The organism is Sulfitobacter sp. M13 (assembly GCF_053474885.1).
In genome coordinates, this window is the sequence record NZ_CM130281.1 from 696,192 (window position 1) to 714,949 (window position 18,758).

At 59.8% G+C, this 18,758-nt stretch carries 20 protein-coding genes, 1 tRNA gene and 1 pseudogene; 9 read left to right on the plus strand and 13 right to left on the minus strand.

Going from position 1 to position 18,758, the window contains the following annotated elements:
* Position 1: 1 nt before the first annotated feature.
* From ACVBAU_RS03240 to ACVBAU_RS03260, 5 genes are all read right to left on the minus strand, one after another.
* Positions 2-874 (minus strand): urease accessory protein UreD, encoded by an 873-nt coding sequence (locus tag ACVBAU_RS03240; RefSeq protein WP_448327869.1) that lies wholly within the window; start codon positions 872-874, stop codon positions 2-4.
* A 154-nt stretch (positions 875-1,028) separates the two neighbouring features.
* Positions 1,029-2,342, minus strand: a complete 1,314-nt coding sequence (locus ACVBAU_RS03245; RefSeq protein ID WP_138924462.1) for a TRAP transporter large permease — start codon at positions 2,340-2,342, stop codon at positions 1,029-1,031.
* Positions 2,339-2,905, minus strand: coding sequence for a TRAP transporter small permease subunit (locus ACVBAU_RS03250; protein ID WP_138924461.1), 567 nt, complete (start codon positions 2,903-2,905; stop codon positions 2,339-2,341). Before ACVBAU_RS03250 ends, ACVBAU_RS03245 begins: the two co-directional genes overlap by 4 nt.
* Positions 2,906-3,017: 112 nt before the next feature.
* A complete protein-coding gene (locus ACVBAU_RS03255; protein ID WP_138924460.1) occupies positions 3,018-4,055 on the minus strand; it encodes a TRAP transporter substrate-binding protein in 1,038 nt (345 codons plus the stop codon).
* A gap of 194 nt (positions 4,056-4,249) precedes the next feature.
* On the minus strand, positions 4,250-5,101 hold the full coding sequence (locus ACVBAU_RS03260) for a helix-turn-helix domain-containing protein (RefSeq protein ID WP_448327872.1): 852 nt from the start codon (positions 5,099-5,101) through the stop codon (positions 4,250-4,252).
* 93 nt (positions 5,102-5,194) lie between these two features.
* Here ACVBAU_RS03260 and pobA point away from each other — a divergent pair, with 93 nt between their 5' ends.
* Positions 5,195-6,364: a 4-hydroxybenzoate 3-monooxygenase gene (gene pobA / locus ACVBAU_RS03265; protein WP_448327874.1), complete on the plus strand. Its 1,170-nt coding sequence runs from the start codon at positions 5,195-5,197 to the stop codon at positions 6,362-6,364.
* Positions 6,365-6,462: 98 nt separating this feature from the next.
* Here pobA and ACVBAU_RS03270 read toward each other — a convergent pair whose 3' ends face one another.
* The 4 genes from ACVBAU_RS03270 to ACVBAU_RS03285 form a co-directional block, all read right to left on the minus strand.
* Positions 6,463-7,443, minus strand: coding sequence for a zinc-binding dehydrogenase (locus ACVBAU_RS03270; protein ID WP_138924457.1), 981 nt, complete (start codon positions 7,441-7,443; stop codon positions 6,463-6,465).
* Positions 7,444-7,464: 21 nt separating this feature from the next.
* Complete coding sequence (locus ACVBAU_RS03275; protein ID WP_448327876.1) at positions 7,465-8,058, minus strand: TetR/AcrR family transcriptional regulator; 594 nt, start codon at positions 8,056-8,058, stop codon at positions 7,465-7,467.
* 167 nt (positions 8,059-8,225) lie between these two features.
* A tRNA-Ala gene (locus tag ACVBAU_RS03280) sits at positions 8,226-8,301 on the minus strand.
* A gap of 116 nt (positions 8,302-8,417) precedes the next feature.
* Positions 8,418-8,744, minus strand: coding sequence for a TIGR02300 family protein (locus tag ACVBAU_RS03285; protein ID WP_138924444.1), 327 nt, complete (start codon positions 8,742-8,744; stop codon positions 8,418-8,420).
* A gap of 112 nt (positions 8,745-8,856) precedes the next feature.
* Here ACVBAU_RS03285 and ACVBAU_RS03290 point away from each other — a divergent pair, with 112 nt between their 5' ends.
* Both ACVBAU_RS03290 and ACVBAU_RS03295 read left to right on the plus strand, forming a co-directional pair.
* Positions 8,857-9,549: a M48 family metallopeptidase gene (locus tag ACVBAU_RS03290; RefSeq protein WP_448327878.1), complete on the plus strand. Its 693-nt coding sequence runs from the start codon at positions 8,857-8,859 to the stop codon at positions 9,547-9,549.
* Positions 9,550-9,610: 61 nt separating this feature from the next.
* On the plus strand, positions 9,611-10,261 hold the full coding sequence (locus ACVBAU_RS03295) for a GntR family transcriptional regulator (protein WP_138924442.1): 651 nt from the start codon (positions 9,611-9,613) through the stop codon (positions 10,259-10,261).
* Positions 10,262-10,283: 22 nt separating this feature from the next.
* Here the strand turns inward: ACVBAU_RS03295 and ACVBAU_RS03300 are convergent, their stop codons facing one another.
* From ACVBAU_RS03300 to ACVBAU_RS03310, 3 genes are all read right to left on the minus strand, one after another.
* A complete protein-coding gene (locus tag ACVBAU_RS03300; RefSeq protein ID WP_448327880.1) occupies positions 10,284-11,246 on the minus strand; it encodes an acetyl-CoA carboxylase carboxyltransferase subunit alpha in 963 nt (320 codons plus the stop codon).
* A 64-nt stretch (positions 11,247-11,310) separates the two neighbouring features.
* Positions 11,311-11,910, minus strand: a complete 600-nt coding sequence (locus tag ACVBAU_RS03305) for a LysE family translocator (protein WP_448327882.1) — start codon at positions 11,908-11,910, stop codon at positions 11,311-11,313.
* A 105-nt stretch (positions 11,911-12,015) separates the two neighbouring features.
* Positions 12,016-12,975, minus strand: a complete 960-nt coding sequence (locus tag ACVBAU_RS03310) for an L-malyl-CoA/beta-methylmalyl-CoA lyase (RefSeq protein WP_448327883.1) — start codon at positions 12,973-12,975, stop codon at positions 12,016-12,018.
* A gap of 249 nt (positions 12,976-13,224) precedes the next feature.
* Here ACVBAU_RS03310 and dgcN point away from each other — a divergent pair, with 249 nt between their 5' ends.
* The 3 genes from dgcN to ACVBAU_RS03325 are packed head-to-tail and all read left to right on the plus strand — an operon-like array spanning position 13,225 to position 16,101.
* Entirely contained in the window at positions 13,225-14,226 is a 1,002-nt protein-coding gene (dgcN, locus tag ACVBAU_RS03315; protein WP_335744874.1) for an N-acetyltransferase DgcN, read from the plus strand.
* Between the two features lie 45 nt (positions 14,227-14,271).
* Complete coding sequence (dgcA, locus tag ACVBAU_RS03320; RefSeq protein WP_448327885.1) at positions 14,272-15,237, plus strand: N-acetyl-D-Glu racemase DgcA; 966 nt, start codon at positions 14,272-14,274, stop codon at positions 15,235-15,237.
* 3 nt (positions 15,238-15,240) lie between these two features.
* On the plus strand, positions 15,241-16,101 hold the full coding sequence (locus ACVBAU_RS03325; RefSeq protein WP_448327887.1) for a D-amino-acid transaminase: 861 nt from the start codon (positions 15,241-15,243) through the stop codon (positions 16,099-16,101).
* A gap of 31 nt (positions 16,102-16,132) precedes the next feature.
* On the opposite strand, the gene ACVBAU_RS03330 is transcribed toward ACVBAU_RS03325, so the two are convergent.
* Positions 16,133-16,444 (minus strand): DUF1244 domain-containing protein, encoded by a 312-nt coding sequence (locus ACVBAU_RS03330; RefSeq protein WP_448327888.1) that lies wholly within the window; start codon positions 16,442-16,444, stop codon positions 16,133-16,135.
* 263 nt (positions 16,445-16,707) lie between these two features.
* On the opposite strand from ACVBAU_RS03330, the pseudogene pyk reads away from it, so the two are divergent.
* The 3 genes and pseudogenes from pyk (at position 16,708) to rpmI (ending at position 18,756) form a co-directional block, all read left to right on the plus strand.
* Positions 16,708-18,152 (plus strand): annotated as a pseudogene (pyk, locus tag ACVBAU_RS03335) (pyruvate kinase).
* Positions 18,153-18,196: 44 nt separating this feature from the next.
* The gene (locus tag ACVBAU_RS03340) at positions 18,197-18,424 is read left to right on the plus strand and encodes a hypothetical protein (RefSeq protein ID WP_138924433.1); all 228 of its coding nucleotides are present in this window, start codon (positions 18,197-18,199) and stop codon (positions 18,422-18,424) included.
* Positions 18,425-18,555: 131 nt separating this feature from the next.
* Complete coding sequence (rpmI, locus tag ACVBAU_RS03345) at positions 18,556-18,756, plus strand: 50S ribosomal protein L35 (RefSeq protein WP_093731493.1); 201 nt, start codon at positions 18,556-18,558, stop codon at positions 18,754-18,756.
* Positions 18,757-18,758 lie beyond the last annotated feature (2 nt).

Here is an 18,758-nt window from a genome sequence, read left to right on the forward strand (position 1 = left end):
GTCAAAGCATCCATGTTTTGGGAGGGGCCGCGCCATACAGGCGGGCGATGACCGGCACCAGCGACTGGCGCAGGATGTAACTGTCAGGCGCGAGGATGCGGGCATAAAGAATGCCCTCGCGGATCAGGCTGGCACCGGCGCTGGCGGGCAGCAGGGCGCGCAGGGGGGCAAGCAGCGCCTCGGCATCGGGGGCGGCATAGATCACGCTGGCCATAGCGCAGTTTCCGCCCGCCGTGGCGGTGCCCGCCAGCTGCGCGTGGATATCGCCAGACAGGCGCACGGCGTCGGCAAAGACAGGACGCCCGTCGCGGCGGATCGTGATGTTATCGGCAAAGCGCGCGTCAGTTAGCGTCTCGCCCATGGACACGCGGCCAAAGACCAGCGGTTCGACGCCAAAGAAACAGGCATCGTCAGCTAAATCTACGTCCAGCTTGCGACGCAGGGCAGAGCCGTTGAACAGGATCGTTTCCTGTGGCAACCAATCGACCCGAGCCCCGCCTTTTGCGACCAGCCGCGTCGTCATCTGTGCCATCGGGCCGGGTTGCGCCAGATAGACACGTTCGGCAGCCTGACTGGTTAGGGTCAGGCGGCTGTCCGCACCGGCAGTGGCGTGGATCGACAGCTCGTCGCCGCCCGTCATCCCGCCCGAAGTGTTGAGGAAGACCCCCGTCAGACCACCCGCCGCCGCCCGCGGAAAGAGCGCCTTGAAGCAGCCCTGCTGGTACAGATCGTCGATCACCGACGTCTCGCCATAGGTCTTGCTGCTGATGCGCAACGCCCCGCGGGCGCGGGGTTGCATCGGCACGGCGAAAGCCTGATCGGTATGGGCGGCGATGTTGATGGGGGGCCTCGTCCAGTTGAAAATAACTCCCATCTGGATAGCGTGATTCCCGTCGGGTGCGATCCGAAACGGGCATTTTTGGCGCAATTTGAGGCTGCTTCGCGACGGATGCCTATAATTTGGGCATATCCCGTCAGTGGCTTTGACCCGCAGCTTGGGCGCGGGTCAAAGCAGTTTTGCGGTCGGCCTACCCGTAGAAGTACTTGGGCAGATAGGTCGCGATCTCGGGGATCAGGATGATCAGCAAGACCCCGATCAGCGTGACGATCACATAGGGCGTCACAGAGGCATAGATGTCGCCCATCGTCACATCCGGCGGGGCCACCCCTTTGAGGTAAAAGAGGTTAAAGCCGAAGGGCGGGGTCATATACCCGACCTCCATCATGATGATGAACAGAATGCCGAACCAGATCGGATCAAAGCCATAGCTCTGCACCACAGGCAAGAACACGGGCAGGGTGATCAACATGATCCCCACCGGATCCAGCACCATGCCAAGGATGAACAGAACCGCGAGCATAAAGATCAGCGACCCCCAACGCCCACCGGGCACAAGGTTCATCATGTCCTGGATCAGGCTTTGTGCCCCAAGCGCCGTATAGGCCGTGCTAAAGGCGTGCGCCGCAAACAGGATCCACATGATTAGCGCCGTCAGCTTAAGCGTCGCAACCGATGCGTCGCGGATCACGACCCACGACAATTGCCGGTTGATGCCGGTTGCGACCATCGCCCCAAAAACACCGATTGCAGCGGCTTCGGTCGGTGTGGCGAAACCGCCAAAGATGGCACCAAGTACGATAACCACGATCAGGATTGGCAAAATTACCGCTTTGAGAGAGCGGAACTTCTGGCCCCAACTTGCGCGTTCTTCCTTTGGCAGGGCAGGACCGAGTTCGGGCTGCATCCAGCAGCGCCCGCCGATATAGACGGACACGAGGAAAAACAGCAGCAGCCCCGGCCCGATGCCCGCTGCGAACAGCCGACCGACAGACACCTCGGTGAGCAGCGAATAGAGCACCATGAGGATCGAGGGCGGGATCAGGATGCCCCAGCCGCCGCCCGCGTTGATCGCCCCGAGTGCGAGCTTTTTGTCATAGCCCCGTTCCAGCATCTTGGGCAGCGCGATGGTCCCCATTGTCACAACCGCCGCACCCGAGATGCCCGACATGGCGGCAAAGATCACGCAGATCAGCACCGTGCCGATGGCCAGACCGCCACGCAGGCCGCCCCACCATTCGTGCATCATATCGTAAAGGTCATTCGCGACCCCCGATTTCTCGAGCAGGATCGCCATGAAGACAAACAGCGGGATCGCCATCAGGGTGGGTGATTGCATCGTCTCCCACATTTTAGAGGCGAGCAGATAGAACCCTAGATCGCCCATTTCGGCGTACAGGAAGATGACCGAAATCCCCCCAAGGGCAAAGGCAAGCGGCGTGCCGAGCATCACAAACAGCAGCAGCGCGCCAAAGAATAGCATGGTCAGAATTTCGACGCTCATGAGTGGCCTCCAGCGGCTTGGGCGGCTTCGGTGTCACCGGTAGCGGGTTGACCAAAAATTGCGGGATCATTGGGCAGTCCCATCAGGGTGCGCACATCGGCCCAAAGGCGTACGAACCCCTGCAACAGCAGCAGCAGCGCCGCGACGGGGATCAGGGATTTGGTCGGCCACAGCGGGGCCTTCCAGACGGAATTCGACCGCTCCATATCGGCGATGGCTTCTGACGCGATGTCATAGCCCTGCCACAGCAGCACACCGACAAAGATCACGAACAGCGGCCATGTTACGATGTCGACCAGCGCTTTGCGCTTGGGTGAAAACTGGCCATAAATAATATCGACGTTCACGTGACCGCGTTCGGTCAGCAGGTACCCGCCCCCGATGATCGCATAGACTCCAAAGATCAGCGTTGCCAGTTCGGCAGTCCAGATCGCGGGCTGTCCGATCAGATAGCGCATGACCACATCGGCCAAGAGCAGGGCAAAGATAATCAGCACGCAAAAGCTGATCCAATAGCCGATAATGCGGTTCAATTGCGTGATGAAGCGCGCAAGTTTAAACAAAACGTTTCTCCCTCAGGACAAAAACGAGCCGCCAGAAATGCAAGGACATATCAGGCGGCTACAATGATTTTCAGCGCGGCCTTACCGGGGGGTATCCCCCCGGATCAGACGCTTAAAGATAGCCGAGGTCGGTCATCAAGGTTTTGTAGATGTCTGCCGCCTTCGCCGCGCGTTCGCCTTTCTGCGCCTCTGTATCGAGGATCTTGGACGACGCATCCGCAAGGATTGCCAGCACATCGTCGGGCAGTTGCAACACCTCTACGCCATTCTCGGCAACGCCCTCGGAAATCGCGATGGCTTCGGCGTGTTGATATTCGGCCGAGCGTTGGAAGAAACGCGTCTCCATCGTGTCGAGCAGGGCGGTACGCAGATCGTCTTCCAGCCCGTCGACGGCATCCATGTTAAGGATGAAGGCGTCAGTGGTTTGACCAAGCGCGGGTTTGTAGTGGTATTTGCAGACCTCCCACAGGGACATGGATTGCGCCCCCACGGCGGCCCCCCAGTGTGCGCCATCCACAACGCCCGAGCTGAGCGATTGATAAAGCTCGGACCCCGGAATGTATTGCGGTGCGGCACCGGCGGACTGCAGGTAATCCAGCATCGTCCCCGACGACCGCAGCTTGAGCCCTTTGAAGTCTTCGGCGGATTCGATCTTTTTCGAGACGACGATTTCGACGGGCAGTACTTTTTCCGTCTTCATCATCACGCCGTCGGCGTTCAGGTCTTCGTTCACCAGCGCCTCAAGGCCAAGGTTCTTGATCGCGTGTTCCATTTCCCACGCCTGACGGAAGGTGCCGGGGATGCCGAACAGGAAGGACGCGGCCTGCGCCTGATCCTGCACATAGGACGGGCTGACCGTCCCCATGGGCACAACGCCTTTGCGCACGATGTTGTAGATGTCGGGGCCTTTGGCGAATTCGCCCGCACCCAGCAAATCCATCTTGAACGCGCCTTCGGTGCGCGCCTCAAGCACTTCTGCCAGTTTACCAAGGCTGTCGTTGAAAGAGCTGGACGCCTTGGGCCAATGCGCCTGCACGCGCCAGTTTACCTTACCTTGTGCGATACCCTTGCCAACCAGCGCCGGTGTTGCCAGCGCGCCAAGAGCGGCCCCACGCAGCATGGTGCGGCGGTTCATATTGCCTTTAGTCATTCTATTTCCTCCCAGAAACTTTGGTTTCTTTATTCTGCGCAACACGATTTGCGCAGGCTCCCTGACGTCACCTTCACGCATCGTCAGGGGGAGGTCAAACGGCTGTTAGCGATAACGGTTAATAAATCTGACGTTTGTCAGTTTTGGGGCGCGGAATTGCCGACTCTTCAACCTGTGGTGCAGGGAAACAGCGGTCAGGTTGCGAACTGATGGCGGTATTGCGACGGGGTGACGCCTTGAACGGTACGAAATCGCCGCGAGAAATAGGACGGGTCGGCAAAGCCCAGACGGTAGCCTACCTCGGCCACTGAAAGGCGCGTGAATGCCAACATGCGGCAGGCTTCTTCGACGTGGCGGGCTTCGATATAGGCGGTGGCGGACTGGCCCTTGGCTGCGCGGCACAGGCGCGACAGATGTCCGGTGCTGACGCCAATGCTGCCGGCAAAATCCTTGGCCGTCCAGCCCGCGCTGGCCGGATCACTGATCAACTGGTCCAGTCGCGACAGCCGGTCGTCGAGCGGGGCGCTGCCGCCCTTTTGCGTCGTCCCCCATGCCGCGATGCTGGACAGAACCGCTTGCCCTAGCCCCACAGCGATCTGCGCCCGAAACGGGGCGCCGGTCTGGGCGGTCACGGTTTCAAGCTGTGTCATCAGCGCAACCAAGGTGCCGGCCGCCCGCCCGACCGTGGGTTTGGACAGCGCTTTGCCCAGTTCTGCATTTAGCGGCCCTATGCTGTGCAGGATCGCGATGGGAAAGGACTGCACCATGCCTTGGGTGTTGGGGGTAAAGTCGAAGCTATGCACCATGCGCGGTGGAATAAACACGACCGAACCCTGTGTCAGGGCAAAGCGGTCACCCTCGATATTTGCGGTGCCACCGCCCGACAGAATATACAACACCTGCGCGAGCCGAGCGTGGCGATGCGGCGCGATATGCCAAGCGTGATCCGGTGCGCGGTCCTTGATCCGTTCGCAATGCAGCACATCGGGAAACCCTTTCGTTTCACCAAAAAGCGCATAGCTGGGGATCGGGGAAAGCTTTGTCATGCACGAATAGTACCAGCAAATGCAGTCGCGATCCATTCATCCTGCACGTTTCGTACAATAGGTTAATTCGACAGTCGGGCAGGGAAACCTAAAATGAAAACTCAAGTCGTCATTATCGGTGGTGGACCATCTGGTCTGTTGTTGTCGCAACTGCTGAATAATGCAGGTGTCAGCACTGTCGTTCTTGAACGGACCACCCGCGACCATGTTCTGTCTCGAATCCGCGCCGGTGTGTTGGAAGACGGCACGACGAACCTGCTGCGCCACGCCGGTGTGGGCGCGCGGATGGACCAGCAGGGCTTGGCGCATCAGGGCTGCTATCTGACCGACAACGATCTGATGGTGCATATCGATTTCCAAAAGCTGATCGGGAAACAGGTCATGGTCTATGGCCAGACCGAAGTCACCCGCGATCTATACGAGGCTCAGGACAGAATGGGTGCGACGATCATCCACGAGATCGAGGACGTGGTCATTGCCGGCGCAGACACCAACGCGCCCACGGTGTCCTTTCTCAAGGATGGTCAACACCAAGAGATTACCTGCACCTACGTCGCAGGCTGTGACGGATTCCACGGTGTCAGCCGCAAGACGATCCCTGCCGCCAAACGCAAGGAATTCGAACGGGTCTACCCCTTTGGCTGGCTGGGGGTTCTGTCGCGTACGAAACCGGTGAATGACGAATTGATCTATGCCAGCTCCGAACACGGCTTCGCCCTTGCCTCTATGCGCAGCGAAAGTCTGAGCCGGTATTACATTCAGGTGTCCTCCTCAGAGAACGTCGCAGACTGGAGCGATGACCGTTTTTGGAAGGCGCTGAAGCAACGGCTGCCTCAGTCCGTGGCCAGCGCATTGATCACCGGTCCGTCGATCGAAAAATCCATCGCGCCGCTGCGGTCGTTTGTGAGCGAGCCGTTGCGGTGGGGCAATCTGTTTCTGGTGGGCGACGCTGCGCATATCGTCCCCCCGACCGGCGCCAAGGGGCTGAACCTTGCGGTGTCGGATGTGTTCTATTTGCACGACGCGTTGATCGCCGCGCTCAAGCGAGGGGATAAGCGCGGTATTGATGGCTATTCGGCACATGCGCTGGCGCGGATATGGAAGGCGATGCGGTTCAGCTGGCAGATGACGACCATGCTGCACCAGTTCGAGGGCGAAGACAGCTTTGCACCACAGATGCGTCGGGCGTCGCTTGCCCATCTGGCACAAAGCGAAACGGCGCGGCGGGATCTGGCCGAGAATTATACAGGGCTGCCGTTCTAAAAATCGCGGCCTAAGATCGACCTGCGATACGAAAACGGCCCGCCCTCTGACGCATGATCAGGGGGCGGGCCGCGTCTTTGTTTTCGGTGCAGCTGCGTTTAGCCGCGGATCATCACTTTACCAGAGCGACCCGGTGTCAGCGACGCTTTCAGTGCGCCAGACAGATCGTCCAACCCGAACTGCCCGCCATCTTCCAGCACCAGCTCGCCTTTGGCGACCAGCGTCACCAGCTCTGTGATCAGGCGCTTGCGCTCTTCGGGGTCCATCTCACCGCTCACGCGGGAACCCCAGAAGCCTTTTACCGTGATGTGCTTCATGATCAGCGCACCCGAATTCAGCGGCATCGGCGCACCGGTGGCTGTCCCGAAAACGACAAGCTCGCCGTCCAGTCCCAGCAAATCGACCAGAACGGCAGAGATGTCACCACCGACAGAGTCGATTGCAGATGCGGCCCCCTTTTCACCGATGATCGCGCGGGCTTTGTCCTGCCAGCCGTCTTCGGAGGTCGACAGTACATTGTCGATGCCCAGATCGGTGAGCTCTTTCACCGCCTCTTCGCGGCGAACGAGGTTCAGCAGGTTGATGCCGCGGCTTTTGGCGAGTGTGGTCATGATCTTGCCCACGGCTCCGTTCGCAGCGGTCTGGACGATCCAGTCGCCCTTCTTTGCCTTCAGCGTTTCCAGCAAGGAAATCGCGCTGAACGGCATGGCGATCAACTGCGCACCGGCGACATCAGAGATCGCGTCGGGCAGGGGAAGAACGCCAGTGGCGGGGGCAACAAAGTAGTCAGCCCATGTGCCATGCACGCCCGCAATCGACACGCGCTGGCCGATCATTGCCTCATCCACGCCCTCGCCAACGGCCTCTACCGTGCCAAGCGCTTCGCTCCCGCCAATCGCACCGGGAAGCTCGGGTTTGTAGCCGTAGTTGCCGCGGATCGTCCACAGATCGTGGTTGTGGATCGGGGACAGGGTCATCTTGACCAGAACCTCGCCCGCGCCTGCGGTGGGGGTGTCGACTTGGGTGCTTTCAATGACGTCGATGGGTTCGCCAAAGCTGTTGTGGACTGCTGCTTTCATAGGGGTCTCGCTTTCTTGTGTTTATCGTATGGCTAGAAAATCGGTGGTTTCTGACAAAGCCTGCTGTAGCGGGATTTGATCCTGCGAGAGTTTTGACAGGATCGCGGCCCCTAGGAATTTGGCATAAAGCATCTGCGCGGTCGCACGCGGATCACTGATCGGCGGGACGGAGCCGTCTTTCGCTCCGGCAACCAACAGGTCCGCAATACGGGTCACAAGTTCTGCCACGCCGTCATTCAGAATACGGCGCATGTCATCTGACAAATCGGCGACCTCGGCACCCAATTTGACCACAAGGCACTGGTTGGCGATCCCTTCGAAGTGCGCATGCGCCAGCCATGCTGACCAAAAGGCCGTAAGCTTGTCATGCGCAGACCCCGCCCCGCAGCACAGCGTATCGATGCGCGCCAGATAGTCGGCGACATAATCATGCAATAGCGCCTGACCAAAGCCGTCCTTGGACGGAAAGTAGTAATAGAACGACCCCTTGGGAACGTCGCTTTCCTTGAGGATGCGCGCCAGCCCGACGGCGCCGAACCCGTGCTTGCTGATGAGCGATCGTCCGGCGGTCAGGATCTTCTGCCGCGTTTGATCTGATTTCTTTTGCTCTGTCATAGTAGGGAGATAGGTGCTATTAGACCGGTCGTCTAGTGCAGGGGGAAAATATCTTTGTCAGCGTCGAACCGCGCTAAAGATGCGCAGCACATGTAACGCCTCGCGGACGCGCGTCAGTCAGCCCCGAAGGGTGCGAAACGTTTATGCTGGATATTTGGTAGGTGTAATGGTGGAGCCTAGCGGGATCGAACCGCTGACCTCCTGCATGCCATGCAGGCGCTCTCCCAGCTGAGCTAAGGCCCCATCGTGGATCAGGGATCCGGGAAGTGTATCAACCGTGTAAGGCCGATGCGCCGCTGAATAGGCGGTCGCGAGGGCGGGATCAAGAGGAAAATCTATCCCGCCATCGCAAAATTCAATTAATCTTCGTCTTCGGAGGCAACGTCCGCGATTTCTTCGAGAGGAACAGTATCCTCATCGTCGTCATCATCGTCCAGAATGTCGTCGTCCAGATCTACGTCTACGTCGTCATCATCCACCAGCGACTCTTCATCATCAGAGTTGCCTTTCTTGGATTTGGCTGTGACGGCGTCTTCTCTATCGGCGGCGATCATGCGGGATTTGGAGTTATCTACCTCGACCACTTCGCCGGAGTATGGGCTGATGATCGGATCTTTGTTCAGGTCGTAGAACCGTTTGCCCGTTGTGGGGCACAGGCGCTTGGTTCCCCATTCTTCATTGGGCATCGAAGACCCCTTTTTGAAAGTGTTGTTGCGTATAGATGATTCAGGCCAAGTGCCATATGAGATAGGCACTGTCAAAGGCAATCGCCACCCCATCGCGACCCGGAACCCTGAAATGCCTGATCCTGTCCTGCCCGGAAACCCACCTATCCCGCTGATCCTGCGCCGCTCTGCGCGGGCGCGGCGCATATCGCTGCGGATATCGCAGCTGGACGGGCGGGTGACCCTGACCATGCCAAAACGTCTGAAAGAGGCCGAGGGAATCGCCTTTGCACGCGAGAAAGAGGCGTGGATTCGGCAGCATCTCGACGCGCGCAGCGAGGATGTGGTGGTGGGCATCGGGGCAGAATTTCCTTTGGGCGGGCGGATGCTTCGAGTCGAGGCAGGGCAGGGCAGGCGGGTGGTTCTGGGGAGCGATACGATCTGTGTCCCCGGTCCGGCGGATCGCGTGCCCGTGCGGCTGGCTGCCCATCTAAAGGAGCTTGCGCGCGACCGGCTGACGGGGGCCTGTGACGACTATAGCGCGTTGCTGGGGCGTCCTTATGCCAAGCTGACGCTGCGCGATACGCGGTCGCGGTGGGGGTCCTGCACCTCTGACGGGGGGCTGATGTTTTCGTGGCGGTTGATCCTGACCCCGCCCGACGTGCTGGACTATGTCGCCGCCCACGAGGTCGCACATCTGGCGCAGATGAACCACTCTCCGGCCTTCTGGGCCGAGGTCGAACGGATTTACGGACCCTATCAAGAGGCGCGTGGCTGGTTGCGCAGGCATGGCAGCGACCTGCACCGGTTCAAGTTTACCGCGTAGCGCAGCGCCTCGGTGTGTTTACCACATTGACGCACCGGCGATTTGTGATCACAACGGCGATATGAACCTGAACCCTCGTCCTCTTGATGCGCATCCATTGGCGCATGACCGCGTGTACCGGCAGTTGCGGACCCGTATCATGTACGGGGATCTGCCACCGGGACAGGCTTTGACCCTGCGGGGAATCGGCAAGGAATACGAGGTGTCGATGACCCCTGCGCGCGAAGCCGTCCGGCGGCTGGCGGCAGAGGGGGCGCTGACCATGTCCGCGTCGGGCCGGATTTCCACACCCGAGCTGAGCAACGAACGCATCGAGGAACTGGCCGCGCTACGTGCGCTGATCGAGGTAGAGCTCGCCAGTCGTGCCTTGCCCCGTGCCCACCTTGCGTTGATTGACCGGATGCAGGCGATCAACAATGCTATTTCCGACGCGGTGAACAATCGCGACGCCGTGAATTATATCCGTATGAACCTCGAATTTCACCGCACGTTGTATCTGCGGGCGCAGGCACCCGCGATGCTCGCGATGGCAGAGACCGTCTGGTTGCAGATGGGCCCGACGATGCGCGCGCTCTATGGCCGGCTGCGACGGACAGAGCCGCCGCATTTTCACAAGCTGATTATCGCAGCCCTGCGCGCCGGGGATGAACCCGGTTTGCGTCTGGCGGTGCGTACGGATGTGACGCAAGGCTTGCGGATGCTGGTGTCGTAAGGCCCTGCGGGGCGGCGTAGAGTTACGCCGCCAGTCCCTTGGCCCCGAGGCCGAGGAACTTTTGGCGGCGATCCGCGACCAGTGCCTTGGCGTCTTTGCCTGACAGGTCATCCAGCATCGCGGTAATCGCGCTGCGTACCGATGCGATGGCGGCTTCGGGGTCACGATGCGCGCCGCCACGGGGTTCGGGGATGATGCGATCGTTCACGCCGAGCTGTTTCAAATCTTGCGCTGTCAGGCGCAACGCTTCGGCGGCTTCGCGCATCTTTTCGGCGTCTTTCCAAAGGATCGACGCGCAGCCCTCGGGCGAGATCACGGAATAGACGGAATGTTCCAGCATGGCGACACGGTTCGCCGTGGCAAAGGCCACAGCCCCGCCCGATCCGCCTTCGCCGATAATGACCGACACGAGCGGCACGCCGACTTGCAAACATTTTTCGGTCGCACGGGCGATGGCTTCGGACTGGCCGCGCTCTTCGGCACCTTTGCCGGGATAGGCACCGGGGGTGTCGACCAGCGTGATCACGGGCAGGCCGAATTTATCCGCCAGCTCCATCAGGCGCACGGCCTTGCGGTAGCCTTCGGGGCGGGCCATGCCGAAATTGCGTTCGATGCGGGATTTGGTGTCGTTGCCCTTTTCGTGGCCGATCACAACGACAGGTGTATCATTGAACCGCGCCAGACCGCCCATGACAGCCAGATCATCGGCAAAGTTCCGGTCGCCCGCCAGCGGCGTGAATTCGGTGAACAGGGCTTCGATGTAGTCTTTGCAGTGGGGGCGGTCGGGGTGACGTGCCACCTGACATTTGCGCCACGGCGTCAACGACTTGTACAGATCGTCCAGCATTTGATGGGCTTTTTCGTCCAACGTCTTGGCTTCGGCGCTGACGTCCATCCCTTCAGAGGTCCGCGCCAGTGCGCGCAGCTCTTCCGCTTTGCCTTCAACTTCGGCCAGTGGTTTTTCGAAATCCAGATACTGTGTCATCACCTGCTCCGCGCTTTGTTCAGGGCTATATGGCGTTGATTTGCGGTCTTTGCAACGTGACCTGTCAGCTGGCCGGCGAAAGGGCAGGCAACAGCGATGCCACAAGCAGCGCGGCCATGGTCACGTTAAACACCCGCAAACGTCGGGGATTCGTCAGAAAACGGGCCATCTGCCCGCCAAGAAGGGTCCAAAGCGTTACCGAAGGCAGCGCCATCACCGCCACGACAAGCGCCGTGATCACCAGCGGCAAAAAGCCGGCGGAAGGCACATAGATCGTGATGACGCTCAGCCCGAAAGCCCAGGCCTTGGGATTGACCCACTGGAACCCAGCGGCTTGTAGAAAGCTGAGCGGCTTGGCGTTCGGGTCGGCGGTTTGTACCGGCGCAGCGGTGGCGATCTTGAAGGCGAGGAAAGCCAGATAGATCAGGCTCAGCAGCTTGAGCACAGTATAAATGACGGGGAATGCGTCGAACACGCGGATCAACCCAAAGCCGACAAGCAGCAGCATGACCATAAAGCCAAGAGTGATCCCCAGCATATGCGGCACCGTGCGCGCAAAGCCGAAATTCGCCCCGGACGCCATCAGCATCAGGTTGTTCGGCCCCGGCGTGATAGAGGTGATGAGGGCGAAAAGCGCGAGTGCGGAAAGGACATCAATGGACATGCCGCCTTGATGCCCCAAGCCGCAGGGTATGCCAAGCCCGCTTCGCTACCGGGGGGCAACAGCGGCGCAGGAACAAGGCCCGCGCTGCTGTGTCGTATTGCGGGGTTAGCGCGAGGCGATCATCTCGGACTGGCGCACGATGACCTCGGCCTGTTTGATGCTGGCGATATCGACCAGACGACCTTTGTAGACGGTCGCACCTTCGCCGTTGGCCTTGGCTGTTTCCATCGCAGCCAGAATTTCACGGGCTTCGGCGACGGCTTCGTCCGAGGGGGTAAAAACCTCGTTGGCGACGGCGATTTGTTTGGGGTGGATGGCCCATTTGCCGACCATGCCCAAAGTTGCCGACCGGCGTGCCTGCGCGCGGTAGCCTTCGTCGTCCGAGAAATCACCGAATGGACCGTCGACCGGCAGCACACCGTGGGTCCGGCAGGCAGCGACAATGGCGGTCTGCGCCCAATGCCACGGATCGGACCAATGCTTTGTCCCGTCGTGCAGCATGTAATAGTTCTCTTGTGTGCCGCCGATGCCGGTCGTCTGCATCCCCATAGAGGCAGCAAAGTCGGCCGCGCCAAGGCTCATCGCTTGCAAGCGCGGGCTGGCAGCCGCAATTTCTTCGACATGGGCGATGCCCGCCGCCGATTCGATGATGACCTCGAACGAGATCTTCTTGCTTCGGCCCTTGGCGGCTTCAATCGCAGTAACCAGCGCGTCAACGGTATAGACGTCTGCCGCGCAACCCACTTTGGGGATCATGATCTGGTCCAGACGCTCGCCTGCTTGCTCCAGCAGGTCGACGACATCACGGTACCAGTAAGGTGTGTCGAGGCCGTTGATCCGTACGGACAACGTCTTGTCGCCCCAGTCTACGTCGCTGATCGCTTTGATGATATTGGCGCGGGCGCTGTCTTTGTCCGAGGGGGCAACGCTGTCTTCCAAATCCAGGTTGATGACATCTGCGTCAGAGCTTGCCATTTTCTCGAAGATTGCCGGGCGCGAACCCGGGCCGAACAATTGGCAGCGGTTGGGGCGTGCAGGGGCTGTGGGCTGGATGCGAAAGCTCATATGCGAACTCCTTGAGTAATAAAGTTACGACTTGATTGCCTTGGGTGGTATTAAATTGCGCTGCGCCCTGCAAGAGTGATCTCGCAGCTGCAGCATCGGACGCTAAATTTCTATGCACAATTCTTGCGCTGATGGGCGAATCTTTGCAAATATTCCGCGGTTTCTCTTGCGTCGGCCATTCATTTGCAACCTTATCGCGCCGAAAGGCTGCGAAACTGAGCCAAAGCCAAATTACAGGAGCATGTGATCATGATCAAAACACCATACCTTCTTTTCCTGGGCGACGCGCCAGATCATCTTGCTGCTAAAGTAGCGCAAGGCATCAAGGACTGGCGTCCCGATAATGCCGTCGGCCAATTGCGGCTGGACGGGTGTAAGGCGGATCTGGGCCTGACCGATATGACCCTAGCGCAGGCGAAAGAAGCGGGCGCAAAGACGTTAGTCATCGGTGTCGCAAACCGCGGTGGCACCATCAGCGCCACATGGCGCGCCGTGCTGGTCGAAGCGCTGGAGGCCGGCTTTGACCTGGCGTCCGGCCTGCACAACCTGCTGCGCAACGAACCAGAACTGGTTGCCGCCGCCGAGAAACACGGCCGCACCTTGCACGATGTGCGTATCCCGTCGGTGCAATATCCCATCGCGAACGGTGTCAAACGCAGCGGCAAGCGGGTGCTGGCGGTCGGCACCGATTGTTCTGTCGGCAAGATGTATACCGCGCTGGCATTGGACACGGCGATGAAGGAAAAGGGGCTGAAAAGCAGCTTCCGCGCCACAGGCCAGACCGGTATCCTGATCACCGGCGAAGGCGTGCCCTTGGACGCCGTGATCGCGGATTTCATGGCTGGTTCGATCGAGTATCTGACGCCTGACAATGATGACGACCACTGGGATATCATCGAAGGGCAGGGCAGCCTGTTCCACGTGTCCTATTCCGGCGTCACCATGGCGCTGATCCACGGCGGCCAACCCGATGCGCTGATCCTGTGCCACGAGCCAACCCGCAAGACCATGCGCGGTCTGCCCGACTATACGCTGCCCACGCTAGAAGAAGTGCGCGACGTGGCGCTGACGCTTGCACGGGTCGCCAATGCCGGATGTCAGGTGGTCGGCATCTCGATCAATACGCAGCATCTGTCGGAAGCAGAGGCAGACGCATATCTTGCCGAGGTTGAGCAACGCTTGGGCTTGCCAGCCGTGGACCCGTTCCGCCAAGGTGCCGCGAAACTGGCGGATGCTTTGGCAGCCCTCTGATCGGCCCTTCGGGGAGAGTTTAAGTGGCAAAATGAAGGAGCGGATATGCGTATCGAGGTAAGCCGGGATGTGTTCCGGCTGGCGCAGGTCTTTACGATTTCGCGCGGGTCGCGGACCGAGGCGCAGGTGCTAACGGTTCGGATTACCGAAGGCGGCGTGACGGGGTGGGGCGAGTGTGTGCCCTACGCCCGTTATGGAGAGACGTTGGAATCGGTCACGGCAGAGATTGAAGCGTTAAGCGGGTCCCTGACCCGCGAGGCGCTGTACGATCTGCTGCCCGCCGGGGCCGCGCGCAATGCGGTGGACTGTGCCTTGTGGGATTTACAGGCCAAGCAGGCAGGCAAACGTGTGTGGGAACTGGCGGGTTTGGCCCAGCCGGGGCCCGAGGTCACGGCCTTTACCCTGTCGTTGGATAGCCCCGAAAAAATGCGCGAACAGGCTGCATTGCATGCGCATCGTCCGTTGTTGAAGATCAAGCTTGGTACGCCGGACGATATGCCTCGCCTTGAGGCCGTGCGCGCCGGTGCCCCCGATGCGCAGATCATCATCGATGCGAATGAGGGCTGGTCGGCAGAGGTTTATGCGGATCTGGCGCCGCATCTGGTACGGCTTGGAGTGTCATTGGTGGAGCAGCCTTTGCCTGCAGGCGATGATGATGCGCTGGTCGGGATGGATCGTCCTGTGCCGGTCTGTGCGGATGAAAGCTGTCATGACCGTGCGAGCCTCGCTGCGCTCAAGGGTAAATACGATGTGGTCAATATCAAGCTGGACAAGACCGGCGGCCTGACAGAGGCGCTGGCGCTGCGCGATGCCGCTGTCGCGCAGGGCTTTGAGGTGATGGTTGGCTGCATGGTCGGGTCTTCGCTGGCAATGGCACCGGCGACCTTGGTGGCGCAGGGGGCCAAGGTGGTGGACCTTGACGGCCCGCTGCTTCTGGCCGAAGACCGCGAGGACGCTTTGACATTTGACGCCGCCGGGGTGCATCCGCCTGCGGCCAAGCTTTGGGGATAAGACATGCGGACTGTATATGTGAACGGCGAATACCTGCCCGAGACCGAAGCCAAGGTTTCGATCTTTGATCGCGGGTTTCTGATGGCGGACGGGGTCTATGAGGTCACCAGCGTGCTGGACGGCAAGCTGATCGACTTTGACGGCCACGCCATCCGGCTGAGCCGGTCGCTGAATGAATTGCAGATGCGCAACACGATCTCGAAAGAGGATCTGTTGGAGGTGCATCGCGAGCTGGTCCGTGTGAACGAGATCGACGAGGGGCTGATCTATTTGCAGATCACGCGCGGGTCGGACGGGGACCGCGACTTTGCCTTCCCCGATCCCGACACAACCGAGCCTACGATCGTGTTGTTCACCCAATCCAAGCCCGGTATGGCCGACAGCCCCGCCGCCAAGAAGGGGGCCAAGGTCATCAGCATCGAGGACATCCGCTGGGGCCGCCGCGACATCAAGACGGTGCAACTTTTGTACCCGTCGATGGGCAAAATGATGGCCAAGAAAGCGGGCTGTGACGATGCGTGGATGGTCGAGGACGGGTTTGTCACCGAAGGCACCAGCAACAACGCCTATATCGTCATGGGCAACAAGATCATCACCCGCGCGCTGAGCAACGAGATTTTGCACGGCATCACCCGCGCCGCAGTCCTGCGGTTCGCAAAAGAAGCGCAGATGGTGGTGGAAGAACGTAACTTTACCATCCACGAAGCGCAGCAGGCGGATGAGGCGTTCACCACATCAGCCAGCGCCTTTGTCATGCCCGTGGTCGAGATCGACGGCGTGGCTTTAGGTGATGGTACACCGGGCCGGGTCGCGCCGCGTCTACGCGAAATCTATCTGGAAGAAATGCGCAAGGCGGCGGTGTAACCCGCCTTGCCAAGGGGCTGGCCGCGTGCGGTCAGCCCTTTTCCACGTTCTGTTCAAACGCAACTTTGAACGCTTCTTTCTGCGTGTCTTTCGCGTCGGTCTGATAGCCGGCTTTCCATGCGTCCATGGTCATGCCGTAGAACAATTCACGCGCTTCTTCTTTGCCCATGTCGATGCCGCGTTCGTTCGCGGCCTCTTGGTACCAGCGCGACAGGCAATTGCGGCAAAATCCGGCCAAATTCATTATGTCGATATTCTGAACATCCGTGCGGTCCTGCATCAGATGTTGTTGCAGCCGGCGGAACGCCGCAGCCTGCAGTTCGATTTCCTGTTGTGTAGGCATTATGCTCTCCTCGGTGTGGGTGCCGTAAAGCTATGGGTTGGTCGGGGCGGGTTCAAGGCGGGTGCCTGTCTGCGTGTCTTGCGGTGTGCTTGCAATCGTCATGGTGCTGTCACATTGACGTGCGCATAGACGGAATGGGCGAGCTTCGCTAAATGTTAACGCTAACTTATTTGCTATCCACTCTGATCGCTGCGCGTGTTAAACCAAGGTAATCAGAGCGCGGGGGCTGCCAAAGCCCACAGATGAAAAGGGACGTCACCAGTATGAAACGCACGCGAAATGTCAAAATAGTTGCCACCTTGGGTCCGGCTTCGGATACCCACGAGACGATCTCGGCGTTGTTTCAAGCGGGCGCGGATGTGTTCCGGTTGAACATGAGCCACGGCAGCCATGATGAGATCAGGATCAAGCACAAGATCATCCGCCAGATCGAAGAGGAAACGGGTTCCACGATCGGTATCCTTGCGGATCTTCAGGGGCCGAAGTTGCGTGTGGGTGTCTTCGCTGGTGACAGCGAACTGCTGGTCGAGGGTGCGTCGTTCCGGCTTGATCTGGACGAGGCAGAGGGCAACGCCCGCCGCGTGTGCCTGCCGCACCCAGAGATTTTTCAAGCGCTCGAACCGGGTGCGTCGCTGTTGGTCAATGATGGTAAGATCCGTTTGAAGGTTAAGGAATGCGGGCCCGATTTCGCGGAGTGCGAAGTGATGATCGGCGGCGTGATCTCTAACCGCAAGGGCGTGAACGTGCCTGACGTGGTTCTGCCGCTTGCCGCCCTGTCTGAAAAGGACCGTGCGGATCTGGAATTTGTTTGCGATCTGGGGGTCGACTGGCTGGCGTTGAGCTTTGTGCAGCGTCCCGAAGATGTGACCGAGGCGCGCGAACTGGCCAAGGGCCGTGCCGCACTGCTGAGCAAGATTGAAAAGCCGTCGGCGGTGGACCGGTTCGAGGATATCCTTGCTGTCAGTGACGGGATCATGGTGGCGCGCGGTGATCTGGGGGTTGAGCTGCCGGTGCAGAATGTGCCGCCGATCCAGAAACGACTGGTGCGCAAGTGCCGCGCGGCGGCCAAGCCGGTGATCGTGGCGACGCAGATGCTGGAATCGATGATCGAAAGCCCGGTCCCCACACGGGCCGAGGTGTCGGACGTGGCGACCGCGATCTATGAAGGCGCGGATGCCGTGATGTTGTCGGCGGAATCTGCTGCCGGTGCCTATCCGGTCGAGGCAGTGCGCACGATGGACAACGTCGCCACCGAGGTAGAGCAGGACCCGACCTATACCCAGATCATCGAATCGTCACGCAAGGTAGACCGCATGACGGTGGCGGACGGTATCGTTGCCGCTGCCCGCGAGATTGCGGAAACCGCGAACATCAAGGCGATCTGCTGCTTCACGCAAAGCGGCACCACGGCGTTGCTGACAGCGCGCGAACGGCCACGGGTGCCGATCATTGCGCTGACGCCATTGGTCAGGACCGCACGTCGTCTGGCGCTAACCTGGGGCGTCAACTGCGTGCAGACCGGCACGCTGGAGCGGTTCAAGATGGCTGTGGTCAGCGCTGCACGGGTCGCCCGTGACGAAGGCTATGCCGGACCGAAGACATGATCGTGGTCACTGCAGGCGTACCCTTTAACGTCGAGGGCAGCACCAATATCCTGCGCGTCGCTCCTTGCGACGAACGATTGATTTTTAATACCGATCCGGAATAACCTCTGATCAGCTAATAAAAATATATCGAGCAGGGGCAAAGACTATGGATACTGATCTGATTTTGGTGATTGGTCTTGCCCTTGCAGTTCTATCGATCCCGTCTGTGGTGTCGGCCTTTTCCGATAGCCGTGCGCCGCGGGCGTCGGCGTTGACGGTTCTGATCGCGGGCGGGATGATCGTCTATGCGATTAACACCCATCCGGGTGGCTATGCGCTGGAAGATATCCCCAACTCCGTCCTGCATGTCGTTGCGCGCTATAAGTTCTGGTAACCTCCCGCGTTTCGCGCTTTTGCCCTTGCTTTGAGGGGCGGTCCCTCCTATACGCCAGCTTCGTTCCGCGCGTCCGGCCTTCGTGGCATGCCGAGTCGCGCACTTACCGAACTCAAGTTAAGGAGACGGAAATGCCCAAGATGAAGACGAAATCGAGTGCAAAAAAGCGCTTTAAGATCTCGGCGACCGGCAAGGTCATCGGCGGTCAGGCTGGCAAACAGCATGGTATGATCAAACGGTCTAAGAAATTTATCCGTGACGCGCGTGGGACAACAGCTTTGTCTGCTCCCGACGCCAAGATCATCAAGGGCTTTATGCCCTACGACCGCTAAGA

Bases quoted from the DNA above. Each gene is read 5' to 3' on its own strand.
- ACVBAU_RS03240 (WP_448327869.1), bottom strand. From the start codon at position 874: ATGGGAGTTATTTTCAACTGGACGAGGCCCCCCATCAACATCGCCGCC.
- ACVBAU_RS03245 (WP_138924462.1), bottom strand. From the start codon at position 2,342: ATGAGCGTCGAAATTCTGACCATGCTATTCTTTGGCGCGCTGCTGCTG.
- ACVBAU_RS03255 (WP_138924460.1), bottom strand. From the start codon at position 4,055: ATGACTAAAGGCAATATGAACCGCCGCACCATGCTGCGTGGGGCCGCT.
- ACVBAU_RS03260 (WP_448327872.1), bottom strand. From the start codon at position 5,101: ATGACAAAGCTTTCCCCGATCCCCAGCTATGCGCTTTTTGGTGAAACG.
- pobA (WP_448327874.1), top strand. From the start codon at position 5,195: ATGAAAACTCAAGTCGTCATTATCGGTGGTGGACCATCTGGTCTGTTG.
- ACVBAU_RS03270 (WP_138924457.1), bottom strand. From the start codon at position 7,443: ATGAAAGCAGCAGTCCACAACAGCTTTGGCGAACCCATCGACGTCATT.
- ACVBAU_RS03275 (WP_448327876.1), bottom strand. From the start codon at position 8,058: ATGACAGAGCAAAAGAAATCAGATCAAACGCGGCAGAAGATCCTGACC.
- ACVBAU_RS03285 (WP_138924444.1), bottom strand. From the start codon at position 8,744: ATGCCCAATGAAGAATGGGGAACCAAGCGCCTGTGCCCCACAACGGGC.
- ACVBAU_RS03290 (WP_448327878.1), top strand. From the start codon at position 8,857: ATGCCTGATCCTGTCCTGCCCGGAAACCCACCTATCCCGCTGATCCTG.
- ACVBAU_RS03295 (WP_138924442.1), top strand. From the start codon at position 9,611: ATGAACCTGAACCCTCGTCCTCTTGATGCGCATCCATTGGCGCATGAC.
- ACVBAU_RS03300 (WP_448327880.1), bottom strand. From the start codon at position 11,246: ATGACACAGTATCTGGATTTCGAAAAACCACTGGCCGAAGTTGAAGGC.
- ACVBAU_RS03305 (WP_448327882.1), bottom strand. From the start codon at position 11,910: ATGTCCATTGATGTCCTTTCCGCACTCGCGCTTTTCGCCCTCATCACC.
- ACVBAU_RS03310 (WP_448327883.1), bottom strand. From the start codon at position 12,975: ATGAGCTTTCGCATCCAGCCCACAGCCCCTGCACGCCCCAACCGCTGC.
- dgcN (WP_335744874.1), top strand. From the start codon at position 13,225: ATGATCAAAACACCATACCTTCTTTTCCTGGGCGACGCGCCAGATCAT.
- dgcA (WP_448327885.1), top strand. From the start codon at position 14,272: ATGCGTATCGAGGTAAGCCGGGATGTGTTCCGGCTGGCGCAGGTCTTT.
- ACVBAU_RS03325 (WP_448327887.1), top strand. From the start codon at position 15,241: ATGCGGACTGTATATGTGAACGGCGAATACCTGCCCGAGACCGAAGCC.
- ACVBAU_RS03330 (WP_448327888.1), bottom strand. From the start codon at position 16,444: ATGCCTACACAACAGGAAATCGAACTGCAGGCTGCGGCGTTCCGCCGG.
- ACVBAU_RS03340 (WP_138924433.1), top strand. From the start codon at position 18,197: ATGGATACTGATCTGATTTTGGTGATTGGTCTTGCCCTTGCAGTTCTA.
- rpmI (WP_093731493.1), top strand. From the start codon at position 18,556: ATGCCCAAGATGAAGACGAAATCGAGTGCAAAAAAGCGCTTTAAGATC.